Origin of the sequence: Streptomyces sp. B1866 (genome assembly GCF_031932565.1) — a bacterium.
In the GTDB taxonomy this organism is placed as follows: Bacteria; Actinomycetota; Actinomycetes; order Streptomycetales; family Streptomycetaceae; genus Streptomyces.
Window position 1 is genome coordinate 8,558 of the sequence record NZ_JAVSCF010000070.1, and the last position, 16,615, is coordinate 25,172.

Annotated in this window: 15 protein-coding genes; 11 read left to right on the forward strand and 4 right to left on the reverse strand. The window is 75.3% G+C overall.

Annotated elements, in window-relative coordinates:
- The 5 genes from RKE29_RS12440 to RKE29_RS12460 all read left to right on the forward strand — a co-directional run.
- On the forward strand, positions 1–333 hold a 333-nt coding region (locus RKE29_RS12440), incomplete at its 5' end, for a 2-oxo-4-hydroxy-4-carboxy-5-ureidoimidazoline decarboxylase (RefSeq protein ID WP_312005251.1).
- 117 nt (positions 334–450) lie between these two features.
- Complete coding sequence (gene sdhC / locus RKE29_RS12445) at positions 451–831, forward strand: succinate dehydrogenase, cytochrome b556 subunit (protein ID WP_312005252.1); 381 nt, start codon at positions 451–453, stop codon at positions 829–831.
- A gap of 3 nt (positions 832–834) precedes the next feature.
- Entirely contained in the window at positions 835–1,311 is a 477-nt protein-coding gene (locus RKE29_RS12450) for a succinate dehydrogenase hydrophobic membrane anchor subunit (protein ID WP_312005253.1), read from the forward strand.
- Between the two features lie 238 nt (positions 1,312–1,549).
- Positions 1,550–3,310 carry a succinate dehydrogenase flavoprotein subunit gene (gene sdhA, locus RKE29_RS12455; RefSeq protein WP_312005264.1) on the forward strand — a complete coding sequence of 587 codons (1,761 nt, stop codon included), beginning with the start codon at positions 1,550–1,552 and terminating at the stop codon, positions 3,308–3,310.
- A complete protein-coding gene (locus RKE29_RS12460; protein WP_312005254.1) occupies positions 3,310–4,080 on the forward strand; it encodes a succinate dehydrogenase iron-sulfur subunit in 771 nt (256 codons plus the stop codon). Before sdhA ends, RKE29_RS12460 begins: the two co-directional genes overlap by 1 nt.
- 104 nt (positions 4,081–4,184) lie before the next feature.
- Here the strand turns inward: RKE29_RS12460 and RKE29_RS12465 are convergent, their stop codons facing one another.
- The 3 genes from RKE29_RS12465 to RKE29_RS12475 all read right to left on the reverse strand — a co-directional run bounded on the left by RKE29_RS12465 (position 4,185) and on the right by RKE29_RS12475 (position 8,644).
- The gene (locus tag RKE29_RS12465; RefSeq protein WP_312005255.1) at positions 4,185–4,457 is read right to left on the reverse strand and encodes a hypothetical protein; all 273 of its coding nucleotides are present in this window, start codon (positions 4,455–4,457) and stop codon (positions 4,185–4,187) included.
- A gap of 271 nt (positions 4,458–4,728) precedes the next feature.
- On the reverse strand, positions 4,729–6,297 hold the full coding sequence (locus RKE29_RS12470) for an ABC transporter substrate-binding protein (protein WP_312005256.1): 1,569 nt from the start codon (positions 6,295–6,297) through the stop codon (positions 4,729–4,731).
- A gap of 94 nt (positions 6,298–6,391) precedes the next feature.
- Positions 6,392–8,644 (reverse strand): MMPL family transporter, encoded by a 2,253-nt coding sequence (locus RKE29_RS12475; RefSeq protein ID WP_312005257.1) that lies wholly within the window; start codon positions 8,642–8,644, stop codon positions 6,392–6,394.
- A 153-nt stretch (positions 8,645–8,797) separates the two neighbouring features.
- Here RKE29_RS12475 and RKE29_RS12480 point away from each other — a divergent pair, with 153 nt between their 5' ends.
- Positions 8,798–9,616 (forward strand): response regulator transcription factor, encoded by an 819-nt coding sequence (locus tag RKE29_RS12480; RefSeq protein ID WP_312005258.1) that lies wholly within the window; start codon positions 8,798–8,800, stop codon positions 9,614–9,616.
- Entirely contained in the window at positions 9,613–11,286 is a 1,674-nt protein-coding gene (locus tag RKE29_RS12485; RefSeq protein WP_312005259.1) for a HAMP domain-containing sensor histidine kinase, read from the forward strand. The genes RKE29_RS12480 and RKE29_RS12485 overlap by 4 nt, the downstream gene beginning before the upstream one ends.
- Here RKE29_RS12485 and RKE29_RS12490 read toward each other — a convergent pair.
- Positions 11,255–12,100: a helix-turn-helix transcriptional regulator gene (locus tag RKE29_RS12490; RefSeq protein ID WP_312005260.1), complete on the reverse strand. Its 846-nt coding sequence runs from the start codon at positions 12,098–12,100 to the stop codon at positions 11,255–11,257. The two genes, RKE29_RS12485 and RKE29_RS12490, sit on opposite strands and share 32 nt — an antisense overlap.
- A gap of 131 nt (positions 12,101–12,231) precedes the next feature.
- Between RKE29_RS12490 and RKE29_RS12495 the strand changes: the two genes are divergently transcribed.
- From RKE29_RS12495 to RKE29_RS12510, 4 genes are all read left to right on the forward strand, one after another.
- On the forward strand, positions 12,232–13,458 hold the full coding sequence (locus RKE29_RS12495; RefSeq protein ID WP_312005261.1) for an MFS transporter: 1,227 nt from the start codon (positions 12,232–12,234) through the stop codon (positions 13,456–13,458).
- Positions 13,459–13,545: 87 nt separating this feature from the next.
- Positions 13,546–14,763: a YihY/virulence factor BrkB family protein gene (locus tag RKE29_RS12500; RefSeq protein WP_312005262.1), complete on the forward strand. Its 1,218-nt coding sequence runs from the start codon at positions 13,546–13,548 to the stop codon at positions 14,761–14,763.
- A 94-nt stretch (positions 14,764–14,857) separates the two neighbouring features.
- On the forward strand, positions 14,858–15,124 hold the full coding sequence (locus RKE29_RS12505) for a DUF4235 domain-containing protein (protein ID WP_312005263.1): 267 nt from the start codon (positions 14,858–14,860) through the stop codon (positions 15,122–15,124).
- Between the two features lie 201 nt (positions 15,125–15,325).
- Positions 15,326–16,615, forward strand: a 1,290-nt coding sequence (locus RKE29_RS12510; protein WP_369016037.1) for a D-alanyl-D-alanine carboxypeptidase family protein, incomplete at its 3' end; no start/stop codon positions are given.

Consider the following 16,615-nt stretch of genomic DNA (forward strand, 5'->3'; position numbering starts at 1 on the left):
GGCCCCCGCGCGCTCCCCGCGCGCGGCGGCGGCGCGGACCAGGCACGGACGGCCCGCGCCGCCTCCCCCGCCGCCGCCGTCGCCGCCTACGAGCGCCGCTTCGGCCACGCCTTCGTGGTCTGCCTGGACGGCTGCCGCGCCGACGAGGCGCCCGGCCGGGCGCTGGCCGCGCTCCGCGCCCGGCTGCGGCACGGCCCGGAGGAGGAGCGGGCCGTGGCGGCGCGCGAGCTGCGGCGGCTGACACGCGAGCGACTCGTCCGGCTTACAGACATTTACTCACCCGAGGGCGGATCATCTACATTTGAGGCGTTCGGTCGGCCTGACGGTCCGTAAGGCCCGCTCGGGGGCGGCCGGACGCGGCGCGGCCCCGCCGCCCGCCGCCCGTCCTCCCCCGGGCCGGGGCCCGGCCCGGGGCCCGGCGGGCCTTCCGACGTCCCCGAGGAGTCGACCGTGCCGGCTGGAACGCTCTACCGCGGGCGGGAGGGCATGTGGTCCTGGGTGGCGCACCGGGTCACCGGCGTGCTGATCTTCTTCTTCCTGTTCGTGCACGTCCTGGACACCTCGCTGGTACGCGTCTCGCCCGACGCGTACGACGACGTGGTCGCCACGTACAAGCACCCGGTCGTCAACGTGATGGAGTACGGCCTGGTCGCCGCCATCCTCTTCCACGCGCTCAACGGCCTGCGGGTGGCCGCCGTGGACCTGTGGGCGCAGGGCGCCCGCCACCAGCGGCGGATGCTGTGGGCGGCGCTGGGCGTGTGGGCCGCGCTGATGCTCGCCGGCTTCTACCCCGTCCTGCGGCACACCCTGCACCGGCTGGCCGGGGGCTGACCGATGACCGGGACCGCCACCCCGCCGCCCGGCGCGGCCCGCCCGCACGGCCCGCACGACGCCGACCACCCCGCGCCCGTGATCGAGCCGCCGCGGGCCCGCCGGGCGGGCACGCCCGCGGCCACCCGCGGCAACTTCGAGATGTACGCCTGGCTGTTCATGCGGCTGTCCGGCGTGCTGCTCGTGCTGCTCGTCCTCGGGCACCTGCTGATCCAGCTCGTGCTCGGCGACGGCGTGCAGCGGATCGACTTCGCCTTCGTGGCCGACCGGTGGAAGTCGCCGGTGTGGCAGACGTGGGACCTGTTCCTGCTGTGGCTGGCGACCCTGCACGGTGCGAACGGGCTGCGCACGGTCGTCAACGACTACGCCGAGCGGGACGCCGTACGCCTGTGGCTGAAGGCCCTGCTGTACACGGCCACCGCGTTCACCACCGTCCTGGGCAGCCTGGTGATCCTCACCTTCGACCCGGACATCGGCTAGGGCGTGTCTGGTGGAACAGGGTGGATCAGGGAGCGGCGTCCGGTGCTCCCCCAGCTACCGCTGGGAGGTACCCCCCGGCTGCAAGGCGGAGGAGGAGAGCGCAGGGGGCACCTCCCAGCGGTAGCCGGGGGCGGGGGCACCCCCAGCGGTAGCTGGGGGAGTGCCGGGCGTCGCGAGCCCGCCCTGATCCACACGACACGCCCTAGAGACCGGCGAAAGAGGAGCCATGGAACCGCCCGTGACCACCCACCGCTACGACACCGTCATCGTCGGCGCGGGCGGCGCCGGGCTGCGCGCGGCCCTGGCCGCCACCGGCCGCAGCCGCACGGCGGTGCTCACCAAGCTCTACCCCACCCGCTCGCACACCGGCGCCGCGCAGGGCGGCATGGCCGCCGCGCTGGCCAACGTGGAGGAGGACAGCTGGGAGTGGCACACCTTCGACACCGTCAAGGGCGGTGACTACCTGGTCGACCAGGACGCCGCCGAGATCCTGGCGAAGGAGGCCATCGACTCCGTGCTGGAGCTGGAGCGGATGGGCCTGCCGTTCAACCGCACGCCGGAGGGGGCCATCGACCAGCGCCGGTTCGGCGGGCACAGCCGGCGCCACGGCGAGGCGCCGGTGCGCCGGTCCTGCTACGCCTCGGACCGCACCGGCCACATGATCCTCCAGACGCTGTACCAGAACTGCGTGAAGGAGGGCGTGGAGTTCTTCGACGAGTTCTACGTGCTGGACCTGCTGCTGCGCGAGAGCCCCGGCGGCGGCCCGCCGCGCACCGCGGGCGTGGTCGCCTACGAGCTGGCGACCGGCGGCCTGCACGTCTTCCAGGCCAAGGCGGTGGTCTTCGCGTCCGGCGGCTGCGGCCGGTTCTACAAGGTGACGTCCAACGCGCACACCCTGACCGGCGACGGCCAGGCGGTGGCCTACCGGCGCGGGCTGCCGCTGGAGGACATGGAGTTCTTCCAGTTCCACCCGACCGGCATCTGGCGCATGGGCATCCTGCTGACCGAGGGCGCGCGCGGCGAGGGCGGCATCCTGCGCAACAAGGACGGCGAGCGCTTCATGGAGCGGTACGCGCCGGTGATGAAGGACCTCGCCTCGCGCGACGTGGTCTCCCGCGCGATCTACACCGAGATCCGCGCGGGCCGCGGCTGCGGGCCGGACGGCGACCACGTGCACCTGGACCTGACCCACCTGCCGCCCGAGCAGCTGGACGCCAAGCTGCCGGACATCACCGAGTTCGCCCGCACGTACCTGGGGATCGAGCCGTACACCGACCCGGTCCCCATCCAGCCCACCGCGCACTACGCCATGGGCGGCATCCCGACGACCGTGCACGGCGAGGTGCTGGCCGACAACACCACGGTGGTGCCGGGGCTGTACGCGGCGGGCGAGGTGGCGTGCGTGTCGGTGCACGGTGCGAACCGGCTGGGCACCAACTCGCTGCTGGACATCAACGTCTTCGGCCGCCGCGCGGGCCTGGCCGCCGCCGCGTACGCCGCCGGGCACGACCACGTGGACCTGCCCGAGGACCCGGCCGGGTTCGTGCGCGCGCAGGTGGCGGGGCTGCGCGGGTCCACGGGCGGGCAGCGGGTGGCGGACGTGCGCCGGGCGCTTCAGGAGACGATGGACCGCAACGTGATGGTCTTCCGCACCGAGCAGACGCTCAAGGAGGCGGTGGCCGAGATCGGCCGGCTGCGCGAGCGGTACGCCGACATCGGGCTCCAGGACCGGGGCCGGCGGTTCAACACCGACCTGCTGGAGGCCGTGGAGCTGGGCAACCTGCTGGTGCTGGCCGAGGTGACGGCCGTGTGCGCGCTGGCCCGCACGGAGTCGCGCGGCGGCCACTACCGCGAGGACCACCCGCACCGCGACGACGTGAACTTCATGCGGCACACCATGGCCTACCGCGAGGTCGGCGCGGACGGCACGGAGACGGTCCGGCTGGACTACAAGCCGGTGGTGCGCACCCGCTACGAGCCGATGGAGCGTACGTACTGATGACCGCCGCGACACCAGCGCCGACGTCCACGCCCGCCACCCCGGAGCCCGGGGTCAGCCACCTCACCGACGTGACCTTCCGCGTCCGCCGCTTCGACCCGGAGGCGGGCGACCGGGCGTACTGGCAGGACTTCACCCTGGCCATCGACCCCCGGGAGCGGGTGCTGGACGGCCTGCACGCCATCAAGTGGGACCTGGACGGCACGCTGACCTTCCGCCGCTCCTGCGCGCACGGCGTGTGCGGCTCGGACGCGGTCCGGGTCAACGGCCGCAACCGGCTGGCGTGCAAGACGCTGATCAAGGACCTCGACCCGGGCCGGCCGGTGACCATTGAGCCGATCAAGGGCCTGGCGGTGCTGAAGGACCTGGTCGTGGACATGGAGCCGTTCTTCCAGGCGTACCGCGACGTGCTGCCCTTCCTGATCACCACCGGCAACGAGCCCACGCGCGAGCGCCGCCAGTCCCCGGCGCAGCGCGCGCGCTACGACGACACCACTAAGTGCATCCTGTGCGCCGCCTGCACCACCTCCTGCCCGGTCTACTGGAACGACGGCCAGTACTTCGGCCCGGCCGCCATCGTGAACGCGCACCGCTTCATCTTCGACTCGCGCGACGAGGGCGCGGAGCGGCGCCTTGAGGTCCTGAACGACCGGGAGGGCGTGTGGCGCTGCCGTACGACCTTCAACTGCACGGAGGCGTGCCCGCGCGGCATCGAGGTGACGAAGGCGATCGCGGAGGTGAAGCGGGCCCTGGTGACGCGGCGGTGCTGAGCCGGTGCGCGGCGGGCCGGGGCGCGGCGGGCCGGGGGCGCGCCGGGCTCCGGGGTGCGGCGGTCGTTCGGCCGGGCGCGCCGGGGTGCCGCACCGGCCGGGTGTCACACCGGCGGGAAGGCGAACGGGCCGAAGGCGGGGGTGTCCGCGAAGTGGGCGCCCCGGCAGGCGGGCGTGCGGGCGCAGAAGAAGCCGCGCCCGCGGCAGTGCCGGCAGGCGTGGCTGCCGGGCAGGCATCCGGCCTGACCCCGGTCGTCGACGTGCAGCACGTCGCCGGGCACCAGGGCCCGGCCGGCGCAGCCCTGGCACGCGAGGTGCGGGCCCGGGCAGAGCAGGGGCCGGCCGCCGCTCGCCGGCTGCCGCTCCGGGTGTTCCATGCCGCGCCCGCCCTCCCGGCGCCTGGGGCCGTGGCCCTCTTCCGTGGTGGTCCCGCGCCGTGGCCCGGTCCCGTGGTGGTCCCGTGCCCTGGCCCTGTTCCGTGGTGGTCCCGCGGGGGCCGGCGGGCCGCTGGTCCGCGCGGATCGCCCCCGTCCGCCGGGCCTTCCGGCCGCGGCGGTGGCGTGACCGTACTCCCGCCGCCGGGCCCGCCGCCAGCACGTCACCCGAAGGGGTGATACGGCCGCGTCCCGGCCGGGCCCGCGCGGCCGGTCACAGCCGGGACAGCCGCCACAGCCGCCACGTGCCGGTGCCGTCCGACAGGTACTGCGTCCCGGCGATGGAGTCGGTGCTGAGCACCTGCGTCTTGCGCTGCCACAGCGGGAGCAGCGGCACGTCCCGGGCGGCGATCTGCTGGAGGGTGCGGAAGTCGCCGACGGCCGCGGCCCGGTTGGACTGCCGCTGGGTGTCCTGGATCAGCTCGTCCACCTCCTCGTCCTGGTAGCCGTTGTGCCAGCTGCTGCCCGAGCCCATCTGGGCGGCGACGAAGGTGTCCGGGTCGGGGAAGTCCGCGACCCAGCTGACCAGGAAGGCGTCGTACTCGCCCTTGGCGAACCCGCTCTGGAACTCGCCCCACTCGTGCTCCACCGTCCGCACCGTGAACAGGCCGGTCGCCTCCAGCTGCCGCCGCAGCTCCTCGGTCTCCCGCTTGGCCACCTCGCCGTGCGCGTAGCCGAGGGAGAGCCGGACCGGGAGGGTCTGCCCGGTGGCGAGCAGCAGGGCGCGGGCCGTGGCCCGGTCGGGCTCGGGGTAACGGTCGTAGAAGGGGGTGGTGTGGCCGGTGATGCCCTGCGGGACGACGGAGTACAGGGGCTCGACCGTGCGCCGGTAGACGTCGCGCGCGAGGGCGTCGCGGTCCACGACGGCGGCGACCGCGCGGCGTACGGCCACGTCCCGGGCGGCCGACTTCTCGCGCGTGTTGAACACGAGGCTGTGCGTGGTGGCGCCGGCGCTCTCCATGATCGTGATGCCGTCCTGGCCGGGCTTGAGGGCCGCCATCTCCGACGGCGGCATGCCGCGGCCGACCACGTCCAGCTCCTTGCGCCGCCAGGCGCCGCTGAGGTCCGCGGACTCGCGGAAGTAGCGGATGGTCACCGGCCCGCCGACGTCCGTGACGGCGCCCCGGTAGTGGCGGTTGGGCCGCAGCTCGGCGCGGTCGTCCGGCTGGTAGCTCTTCAGGACGTACGGCCCGGAGCCGGTCACGCCGTCGCCGGCGTGCAGGTGGTCGGCGGGGTAGGTGTCGCGGTCCACGATCGACCCGGCACCGGTGGCGATCTTGAACGGGAAGGTGGCGTCCGGCGTGCGGAGCGTGAAGACGACCTTGTCCGGCCCGTCGGCGCGCACCTGAGCCAGGGTGTCGAACAGCGGAGCGGGCCCGCGCGGATCGTTGATCCGGCGGACCCGGTCGAAGGAGTACTTGACGTCCTCGGCGGTGATGGGGCGGCCGCCCGCGAACCGCAGGCCCGGCCGCAGCCGGCACACGTAGACCGTCAGGTCCGCGCCCTGGAAGGCGCACGCCCGCGCGGCGTCCGGCCGCGGCTGGGTGGCCCCGGGGTCGAAGGTGAGCAGCGACTGGTAGACGTTGCTGTACAGCGCCCACGATCCGCTGTCGTACGCCCCGGCCGGATCCAGCGCGGTGACCCGGTCGGTGGTCCCCACGCGGATCGGCCCGCCGCCGTCGTCCGCCGAGGAGATGAGCTGGTAGCCGACCGCCACGGCGACGGCCAGCACCAGGCCCACTATGACGGACCGGACGACGGCCCGGTTGGCGGCCAACCGCATTCGGTGCTCCCTCATGACTTCGCGACCCCCATTGGGTGTCGACAGCAGATTTCGCACACCCGTCCGGCGAAGTCAAACACTCAACCACAGATTTTCAGCGTTCCGCCACCAGCTCCCGGTCCTCTCCGGCGCCGCGAGCAGGCCCGTAGGGCTCGTCCGGCGGGTCGACGGCCAGGTGCGGCAGCCGCCGGTCCAGCCAGTCCGGCAGCCACCAGTTGGCGCGGCCGATGACGTGCATGAGGGCCGGGACCAGGATCATGCGCAGGATGAACGCGTCGAGCGCCACCGCGCCCGCCAGGCCGATGCCCGCCATCACGCCGCCCGGGTCGCCGCTGAGGATGAAGGAGCTGAACACGCAGATCATGATCAGGGCCGCGCAGTTGATGACCCGGCCGGTGTCGGCGAGTCCGGCCTTGACCGCGCGCGCGTTGTCCTTGGTGTGCACCCACTCCTCGTGCATCCGGCTGACCAGGAACACCTGGTAGTCCATGGACAGGCCGAACAGCAGCGGCAGCATGATCACCGGCAGGAAGGACAGGATCGGCCCCTCCTTGCCCAGGCCCAGCAGGTCCATGCCCCAGCCCCACTGGAAGATCGCCACCAGCACGCCGAACGAGGCGGCGGCGGCGAGCAGGTTCATCAGCGCGGCCGTGAGCGGCACCACCACGCTGCGGAAGGCGACGAGCAGCAGCAGCGCGCCGAGGCCCACGATCAGCGCGATGAACGGCGGCAGCCGGTCGCCGATGACCGCGGCGAAGTCCTTCTGCGTGGCCGTGACGCCGCCGACGTCGACCCGGAGGGTGGTGCCCCGCTCCGCGGCGGGCACGACGTCGTCGCGCAGCCGGTCGATCAGCCGGTCGGTCTTCGCGTCCTGCGGCGAGGTGGTGGGCACCACCTGCACGACGGCGGTGTCCGCCGCCGGGCCGCCGGCGCCGGACGGCAGCGGGACCACGGCCGCGCGGGCCACGCCCTCCGTGGCGCGCACCCTGGTCACCAGGCCGTCCAGCGCCCGCCGGTCCGGCTCGCCGCCCGGCACGTCGGCGACCATCAGCAGCGGCCCGTTGAAGCCGGGTCCGAAGCCCTCCGCCAGCAGGTCGTACGCCTGGCGCATGGTGGTCGACTCGCGCTGGTTGCCCTGGTCGTTGGTGCCCAGGCGCAGGGACAGGGTGGGCAGGGCGAGCGCGGCCATGAGCAGCACCGCCACGCCCCCCAGCAGCCTGGGCCGCCGCTCCACGAACGCCGACCAGCGCAGCGCGGCGCCGCTGGGCGCGTCCGGCGACCCGGCCCGTACGGGCTGCCCGGGCTGCCCGGCCTGTTCGGCGGCCAGCGCGCGCCGCTCCCGGCGGCTGAGCACCCGGGTGCCCAGGAAGCCGAACATGGCGGGCAGCAGGGTGATCGCCGCCAGCACGCTCAGCAGCGTGGTCACCGTCGTGGCGATGGCTATGCCGTCCAGGAAGCCCATGTCGAGCGAGAACATGGCCAGCAGTGCGATGCACACCGTGCCGCCCGCGAACAGCACCGCGCGCCCCGAGGTGTCCAGCGCCCGCACGGCCGACTCGGCCGGCGGCAGGCCCGCGCGGACGCCCTTACGGTGCCGGGTGACGATGAACAGCGCGTAGTCGATGCCCACGCCCAGGCCGATCAGGCTGCCGAGCAGCGGCGCCACGTCCGGCAGGTCGGTGACGTGGCTGAGCAGCACCACCACCGACAGGCCGGTGCCCACCGCGAAGACCGCGTTGAGCAGCGGCAGCAGCATGGCGAACAGCGACCCGAAGGCGAGGAAGAGCACGATGGCCGCGGCGATGATGCCCACGCCCTCCGACAGGCCGGCCGGCGGGGACTGGGTCTGCTCGATGGCCTGGCCGCCGAGTTCCACCTTCAGGCCGTCGGCGCGGGCCGCCTCGGCCCGGTCCACGACCTTCTCGGTGTTGGGGATCTTCAGCTCGAACGCCTGCTTGGTGAAGGTGATCTCGGCGTAGGCGATCCGCCGGTCCCGGCTGACCTGGGCCGCGCCGTCCGGTTCGTACGGGCTGACGACCGTGCCCACGTCCGGCATGCGGCGGATGTCGGCGAGCGCCGCCGACATGCGGCGCACCACGTCCGGGTCGCGCACGGTCCGGCCCTCGGCGACCTCCCACACGATGGTGTCGGTGTCGCCCGCGCGCTGCGGCAGCGCCTTCTCCATCCGGTCCATGGCCCGCGAGGACTCCGTCCCCGGCAGGCTGAAGACGTTGGAGTACGCGCTGCCCAGCGCCCCGCTGGCCACCGCGCTGCCGAACAGCGCCGCCACCCACAGCACGAGAACCACCAGCCGGTGTCTGAGACACCACCGTGCCCACCCCGTCATAACGCCGTGCTCCTTGTCGTTCCGTCGATCCCCCCACGTGCTGGGGACAGCCTCACCCGCGGCCGCCCGCCGGCGGCCGGGAGACAGCGGACTCTCAGGAAGCTCCAAGACTTTTCCGGAATCCGCCGCCTTTCCGGGCCGATACTGGGGGGCATGACTGCCGCGGACACCCAGGGACGCGGGCCCGCCGCCCCGGCCGCCCCGCACGGCACGGCGGCCGGCGCGCCCGGCACGGCAGAGCCGGCCGCGCGGCGCGGGCCGGACCGGCCGGCCGTGCTGGTCGTGGAGGACGAGCCGAGCATCGCCGACGTGCTGGCCATCACGCTGCGCTTCCACGGCTTCGCGGTGGCGACCGCGACCGGCGCGCGGCAGGCCGTCGCGCTGGCCCGCGAGCTGCGCCCGGACGCGGTGCTGCTCGACATCGCCCTGCCCGACGGCGACGGGCGGCAGGTGTGCCAGGTGCTGCGCGCCGAGCTGCCCGAGACGGCCGTGGTGTTCCTCACCGCCCGCGACGCGCCCGCCGACGTGGTCACCGGCCTGGGCCTGGGCGGCGACGACTACATCACCAAGCCCTTCCAGGTGGACGAGGTGGTGGCCCGGATCCGGGCCGTGCTGCGCCGCACCCGCCCGGCCCGGACCGCCGGCAGTGCCGCGCCGCCCCGCCCGCCGGTGCTGCGCCACGGCGACCTGGAGCTGGACGAGGCGACGTACACGGTGCGGCGCGGCGGGCGCACGGCGGACCTGACCCCGACCGAGTTCGCGCTGCTGCGGCACCTGGTGCGGCACGCGGACCGGATCGTGCCCAAGGAGCAGCTGCTGCGGCAGGTGTGGCGCTACGAGCACGCCGTGGAGTCCACCGTCGTGGAGACCTACATCAGCTATCTGCGGCGCAAGCTGGACCCGCTGGGCCCGCCGCTGATACGGACCCGGCGCGGCGTGGGCTACGGCCTGCGGCCGCCGGAACCGGCGTGAAGCGCCGCGCGGCGGCGCGCCGCGGGCTCCTCACCGCCTGCCGCGGCTGCGCGCGCGGGCGGCCGCACCGGCACCCCACGCTGCGCGTCAAGCTGACCCTGAGCAGCATCACCGTGCTCACGGTCGGCATCGTGGTGGCCTGCGCGCTGTGCACCTTCGCCGTCCAGCACTACATGCGCGCCGACATCGACGAGGAGCTGACCGCCGCCCGCGACGCCCTGCGCCACTCGGGGCTGTCCGACCGGACCGTCGCGGACCCGGCCGAGGTCGCGCACCTCGGCGGCGAGCTGCGCGTCCGCAGCGGCACGACCCGTACGGTGTTCGTCTCGGTCGGCGCGGACGGCACGGCCCGGCCGCTGGCGGGCCTGCCGCCGGACGGGGTGCAGCGGGCGCTGGCCGCCGCCGTGCCGGACGCCGCCGCGCTGGCCCGCGGCGGCGCCCTGCGGGACGTGACCACGCTGGGCACCGGCTACCGGGTGACGGCCGTGGACCTCGCGGGCCAGGGGGTGATCCTGCTGGCCGTCTCCACCGCGCCGGTGGAGCAGACCCTGCACAAGGCCGTCTACCCGGTGCTGGGCGTGGGCGCGGTCCTGGTGGTCCTGCTGGGCGTCGCCACCTACCGCGGCGCCAAGCGGCGGCTGCGCCCGCTGGAGGACATGGTCGAGACCGCCTCCGCCATCGCCGAGGGCTGCGCGCAGGGGCTCAACCTCTCGCGCCGGGTGGCGCCGACCCGGCTGCGCCCCAGCGGCGAGGTCGAGCAGCTGCGCACGGCGCTCAACGCGATGCTCCAGCAGGTCGAGACGGCCTTCGGCGCCCGCGAGCACGCCGCGGCGCACCTGCGGCGCTTCGTCGCCGACGCCTCGCACGAGCTGCGCACCCCGCTGGCCGCCATCCGCGGCTACCTCCAGCTGTACGAGAAGGGGATGTACGAGAGCGAGGAGGAGCGGGACCGCGCCATGGCCCGGGTGGGCGCGGAGGCCGAGCGGATGGCCCACCTCGTCGACGAACTCCTCGCCCTCGCCCGCCTCGACCAGCGGCCCCGGCTGCGGCCCCGCCCGGTGGACCTGGCCGCGGCGGCCCGGGACGCGGCGGCCGACCTGCGCGCCCAGCAGCCCGGCCGGCCGGTGGAGCTGGACCTCGCGGAGGCGTGCCTGGTGCTGGCCGACGAGACCACGCCGCACCAGGTGGTCAGCAACCTCCTGGCGAACGTCCGCACGCACACCCCCGCCGACGCCGCCGTGCGCGTGTCGGCCCGCCGGGAGGGCGGCTACGGCGTGCTGCGGGTCGCGGACCGGGGCCCGGGCCTGGCGCCGGAGGACGCCGAGCGCATCTTCGACCGGTTCTTCCGCGCGGGCACGGCCGCCGGCAGCGGGCTGGGCATGGCCCTGGTGCGGGCGGCGGCCGAGGCGCACGGCGGCTCGGTCCGGGTGACCACCGCACCGGGCGAGGGCCTGACGGTGACGGTGGCGCTGCCGGCCGCGGACGGCCCGGAGGAGCACGACGCGCTGGACCGGGTGGACGGCGCGGCGGGTACGGGCGGTGTGGCGGGTGGGGCTGCTGTGGCCGGTACCGAGGGGCCGGACCGCCTGGGCGGTACGGACGGCCTCGGGCGGGCGGGCGCGGCCGAGGCGGCGGCCGTCAGCCCGCAGGCGCGGGCCTCGCGCCCGTAGCCTCCTGGGCGGCGGGCCGCCCGTCCCCGGGGGCGCCGGACGGGTCCCGGGCCTGGTCGCCGCCGTCGCGCCCGTACGCGCCCGGCGTCACCCCGAAGGCCGCGCGGAACGCCTGGATGAACGCGCTCGGGCCGCTGTAGCCGCAGGCCGCGGCGGCCGTGGTGACCGAGGCGCCGGAGGCCAGCAGGGTGAGCGAGTGGTGCAGCCGCAGCTGCGTGCGCCACTGCGGGAAGGTCATGCCGGTCTCGGCGCGGAACAGCCGGCTCAGGGTCCGCTCGGCCGCGCCCACCGCCGCCCCGAGCTGGGCGAGCGTACGGCAGTCCGCCGGGTCGTCCTGGAGGATCGCGGCGACGTCCCGCAGCCTCGGGTCGGCCGGGTAGGGCAGGCACAGCCGCAGCGCCTCGACCCGGCGCAGCTGGTCCAGGGCGACGCGCTCCAGGTTGCGCCGGTGCGCGGGCGGCAGGCCCGGGTCGCCGGTCAGGGCGGCGATCACCTCGCGCAGCAGCGGCGGCACGGCCAGCACCGCGGGCTGGCCGCCGCCCAGCGGGTCGGCCGAGGCGGGGAAGACCAGCGCGCGCAGCTCGGTGGGCCCGTGCGCCTGGTGGGCGTGCGGGACGCGGGCCGGAATCCACACGGCACGCTGCGGCGGCACGATCCACGCGCCCGCCGCCGTGGAGATCCGCAGCACGCCGCGGCCGGGCGAGATGAGCTGGCCGTGGGTGTGGAAGTGCCAGTCGATGCGCTCCCGGTCGGCCAGCGGCACCCGGGAGGGGCCCTCGACCGGCTTGCAGGCAGGTTGGCGGATCGGCGACATGGATCGGCAGGGTATTGATAGCCCGCCGACCCGGTCAATCGGGAGGCTGGTACGCGGCTTCCGCCACCGGCGCCCGCTGTGCGCCGCAGCTCTCTTCCCTCTTCCCTTCCGCTCAGCGAGGAGTCGCGTCCATGACCGAGACGACGCAGGCGGCGGGCCCGCCGCCTGCGCCCGCCCACACCGGCCCGCCCGCCCGGTCCCCGGGCCCGTGGCGGCGCATGTGGCTGTGGGGCACCGCGCACGCGGTCGACGACCTGTACCAGGGCCTGGTCCCGGCCTGCGTGCCGTACTTCGTGCTGGACCGGGGCTACGGCTACGTTGCCGCCGCCGGCCTCACCCTGGCCGCCGCCCTGGGCAGCTCCGTGCCCCAGCCGTTCATCGGCCTGGCGGTGGACCGCTACCGGCTCGGCTGGCTGGCCGGGGCGGGCGTCGCGGTCGCCGGGGTGGGCCTGGGCCTGTCCGGCCTGGTCCAGCCGTATCCGGCCGTGTGGGCGCTGATCCTGCTCTCCGGCATCGGCGTGGCGATGTTCCACCCGGCGGCCGGCAAGGCGGCCCGCGCGGCGGCCGGGGACAGCGCGGCCGCGATGAGCGTGTTCGCCGCGGGCGGCAGCGTCGGCTTCCTCCTGGCGCCGGTGCTGGCCACGCCGCTGCTGGTGGCCATGGGCGTCACGGCCACGGCCGTGTTCATCCCCCCGGCCGTCGTCGTCGGCGTCGCGCTGCTGCGCCACCGGCCCCGGCCGCCGGCCGCCCGGTCCGCGGCGCGGGCCGGCACCGACCAGTGGGCGCCCTTCCTGGTGCTCACCGCCATCGAGACCGTCCGGTCGGTCGCCTTCTTCGGCGTGCTGACCTTCATCGAGCTGTTCTGGATCCGGCACCTGCACACGGGCCGGGGCGCGGCGGGCGCGGCGCTGGCGGGCTTCCTGCTGGGCGGGGTCGCCGGGACGCTGCTGGGCGGCCGCATCGCGGACCGGCTGGGCCTGGTGCGCACCGTGCAGCTCGGCGGCGTACTGGCCGTGCCCGCGCTGCTCGGGCTGCGGCTGGCGCCCGGGCCGGTGGCGCCGTTCGTGTTCGCGGTGCTGGCCGGGGTGGCGCTGAACATCCCCTTCGCCGTCCTGGTCAAGCTGGGCCAGGACTACCTGCCCACCCGGCCGGGCACCGCCGCGGGCGTCACGCTGGGGCTCGCGGTCAGCATCGGCGGGCTGATCGCCCCGGCGCTGGGCGTGGCGGCCGAGCACTGGGGGCCGCAGGGCGTGCTCTGGATCCTGTGCGCGATCCCGGTGGCGGCGCTGGCGCTCGGCGTGTTCCTCACCGAGCCGGAGAGCGGGCAGACGGCCGAGCCCGCCGAGGCGGGCGGGTGACCGCGGGCCGGTGACCGCGGGCGACCCGGTCCCGTACGGGGGACGGGACCGGGGGTTGGGCTGCGGCGAAGCGGTAACCCGGCCCGTATGGCGAGAATACGGACGCCCGGCCGCCACCACGGCCACCGGCACGAGGAGCCGGACGCGGCAGAGCACGAGACGCACGACGGGACAGGCCACGGGACGCACGACGGGACGGGCCGCGAAACGGCACGCGACACGCCGGACGAGAACGAGCGCGAGAAGGGGCACGGGAACGGGCGGGAGGCCGGCGGCGCGGCCGAGGGCGCCCGCGAGCCCACCGGCCCCGGCCCCTCCCCGCGGGTCGAGCGCGACGAGCCCGACGAGCCGGCCCAGCTGCCGAGGCGCGCCTGGTGGCCGGTGCTGCGCCGGACGGTCGCGGAGTTCGAGGACGACGAGCTGACCGACCGGGCCGCCGCGCTGACCTACTACGGCGTGCTGTCGCTGTTCCCGGCGCTGCTGGTGCTGGTGTCGCTGCTCGGGGTGGCCGGGGAGTCCACGACGCGCAAGGTGCTGGACAACGTCCGGCAGCTCACCCCGGGCTCGGCCCGGCAGATCGTCACCGACGCCGTGCAGCAGTTGCAGGGCAACGCGGGCACCGGCTCGGCGCTGGCGGTCGTCGGCCTGCTGGCGGCCCTGTGGTCCTCCTCCGGCTACGTGGCCGCCTTCATCCGCTCGGCGAACGCCGTGTACGACATCGCCGAGGGCCGCCCGGTGTGGAAGGTGACGCCGCTGCGGCTGGCGGTCACGGTGGTGCTGATGGTGCTGGCCACGGCCAGCGCGCTGATCGTGGTGTTCACCGGCGCCGTGGCCCGGCAGGCCGGGACCGCGCTCGGCATCGGGGACGCCACCCTGGCCGTCTGGTCGATCGCCAAGTGGCCGGTGCTCGCGCTGCTGGTCACCACCGTGATCGCGATCCTGTACTGGGCCGCGCCGAACGTCCGCGGGCGCGGCTTCCGGTGGATCACGCCCGGCAGTTTCCTGGCGCTGGCGCTGTGGATGCTGGCGTCCGGGGGCTTCGCGCTGTACGTGGCGAACTTCGGCTCGTACAACCGCACCTACGGCACCCTCGCCGCCGTGATCGTCTTCCTGGTGTGGCTGTGGATCACGAACCTGGCCATCCTGCTCGGTCTTGAGTTCGACGCCGAGCTGGCCCGGCAGCGCGCCATCGCCGGCGGCCACCCGGCCAAGGAGGAGCCGTACGTGCGGCCGCGCGACACGCGCGCGTGGCCGAGGAAGGCGCGGAGGGCCTACCGCCGCTCCCGCCGCCGGGACGCCGGGTGACCGCCCGCGACCGCGGCGACCTGCCCGTACGCGACGTCCGCGTACCCGCGCGCGACGTTCGCGCACCCGTGCCCGACCACCCGGAGGTGACCTGGTGAAAGCCGCGAAAATCGCCTACAAGCCGGTCGGCCTGGCGCTCGGCGCCGTCAGCGGCGCCGTGGCGGGGGCCGTGTTCAAGCGGATCTGGAAGGCGCTCGGCCACGAGGACGACGCCCCCGGCGCCACCGACGAGGAGCGCCGCTGGCCCGAGGTGCTGCTCGCCGCCGCCCTCCAGGGGGCCGTCTTCGCCGGCGTCAGGGCCGCCGTGGACCGCGGCGGCGCGACCGCCACCCGGCGGCTGACGGGCGTCTGGCCGGGCTGACGGCGGCACAGGCCGAAGGAGGGTCAGGAGCCCGCGCCGCCGGTCCGGTTTCCGCCAACGCGCGTACGGCGGCCGGGGTCCTTGTCGGTGAACTGATGGTAGGGCTGTACGTTCGCTGTCGTGCCGACTTCTGCCGAACTCCCCGCCCGAGCCCGCTGCGAGCGCTGTGGTCCCGCCGTCGGCAGACGCCGGACCACCGTACTGGCGACCGCCGCCTGTGCCGCGCTGCTGCTGTCCGGCGCGCCCGCCGGTCCCGCGTTCGCCGCCGCGTCGCCGACGGCCACGCCCGCGCCGCCCCCGGGGAGTCCGTCGGCCACGCCGCCCGCCACGACGTCCACCGTGGGCGGCGAACAGCTGGGGCGGTCGGGACCGCAGGTGGCGCCGGGGCTCGGGGCGCCCGCGTTGCCCCGGGACCTGTCCGCCCGGTCCTGGCTGGTGGCTGACGCCGAGTCCGGGCAGGTGCTGGCGGCGCAGAACGCCCACTGGCGGCTGCCGCCCGCCAGCACCCTGAAGATGCTGTTCGCCGACACCGTGCTGCCGAAGCTGCCGCGCGGCCGCACGCACAAGGTCCAGCCGTCGGACCTGGCGGGCATGGGCTCGGGCAGCAGCCTGGTGGGCGTCAAGGAGGACTACACCTACTCGGCGCACGACCTGTGGCTGGGCGTCTTCCTGCGCTCCGGCAACGACGCGGTGCACGTGCTGTCCGCGATGAACGGCGGCAAGGCCAGGACCGTACGGGAGATGCAGCGCCGCGCCGACGAGCTGAACGCGCACGACACGCACGTCGTCAGCCCCGACGGCTACGACGAGCCGGGGCAGGTCAGCAGCGCGTACGACCTGACGCTGTTCGCCCGCGCGGGATTGCAGAACGCCGACTTCCGCGAGTACTGCTCGACGGCGAACGCCCGGTTCCCGGGCGAGGTGAAGAAGGACAGGAAGGGCAAGCTCCAGCGCGAGTACTTCGACATCCAGAACACCGACCGCCTGCTCACCGGCGACTACGACCTGAAGCCGTACCCGGGCCTCGCGGGCGTGAAGAACGGCTCCACCACGAACGCCGGATCCACCTTCACCGGCGTCGCGCAGCGCGGCGACCGGGTGCTGCTGGTCACCGTCATGAACCCGGCCAAGAGGGAGCACAACGAGGTCTACCGCGAGGCCGCGCGCCTGCTGGACTGGGGCTTCGCCGCGGCGGGCCGGGTGACGCCGGTGGGCGTCCTGGTGCCGCCGGGCCCGGACGGCGCGGACGGGTCGCACGGCATGGCGGGCGGCGGCACGGCGGGCGACGACGGCAAGCCGGGCCGTACGGGCGCGGGCGGCGACGACGGCAAGGCGGACCCGGGCAGCGGGCGGTCGGCGGCCTCGGCCCGGTCGGGCGGCAGCGGCGGCGGGATGTGGACGGCGCTGGGCATCGCGGGCGGCTCGGTGGTGGCCCTGGCCGCGCTGGCGCTCGTGGTGCGCCGCCGCTGGCCGCTGCCCAGGGACCGCGGC

Coding starts and splice junctions, on each gene's coding strand:
- RKE29_RS12475 (WP_312005257.1), bottom strand. CDS start 8,644: ATGACGGGGTGGGCACGGTGGTGTCTCAGACACCGGCTGGTGGTTCTC.
- RKE29_RS12500 (WP_312005262.1), top strand. CDS start 13,546: ATGGCGAGAATACGGACGCCCGGCCGCCACCACGGCCACCGGCACGAG.
- RKE29_RS12465 (WP_312005255.1), bottom strand. CDS start 4,457: ATGGAACACCCGGAGCGGCAGCCGGCGAGCGGCGGCCGGCCCCTGCTC.
- RKE29_RS12490 (WP_312005260.1), bottom strand. CDS start 12,100: ATGTCGCCGATCCGCCAACCTGCCTGCAAGCCGGTCGAGGGCCCCTCC.
- RKE29_RS12460 (WP_312005254.1), top strand. CDS start 3,310: ATGACCGCCGCGACACCAGCGCCGACGTCCACGCCCGCCACCCCGGAG.
- RKE29_RS12470 (WP_312005256.1), bottom strand. CDS start 6,297: ATGCGGTTGGCCGCCAACCGGGCCGTCGTCCGGTCCGTCATAGTGGGC.
- RKE29_RS12450 (WP_312005253.1), top strand. CDS start 835: ATGACCGGGACCGCCACCCCGCCGCCCGGCGCGGCCCGCCCGCACGGC.
- RKE29_RS12495 (WP_312005261.1), top strand. CDS start 12,232: ATGACCGAGACGACGCAGGCGGCGGGCCCGCCGCCTGCGCCCGCCCAC.
- RKE29_RS12480 (WP_312005258.1), top strand. CDS start 8,798: ATGACTGCCGCGGACACCCAGGGACGCGGGCCCGCCGCCCCGGCCGCC.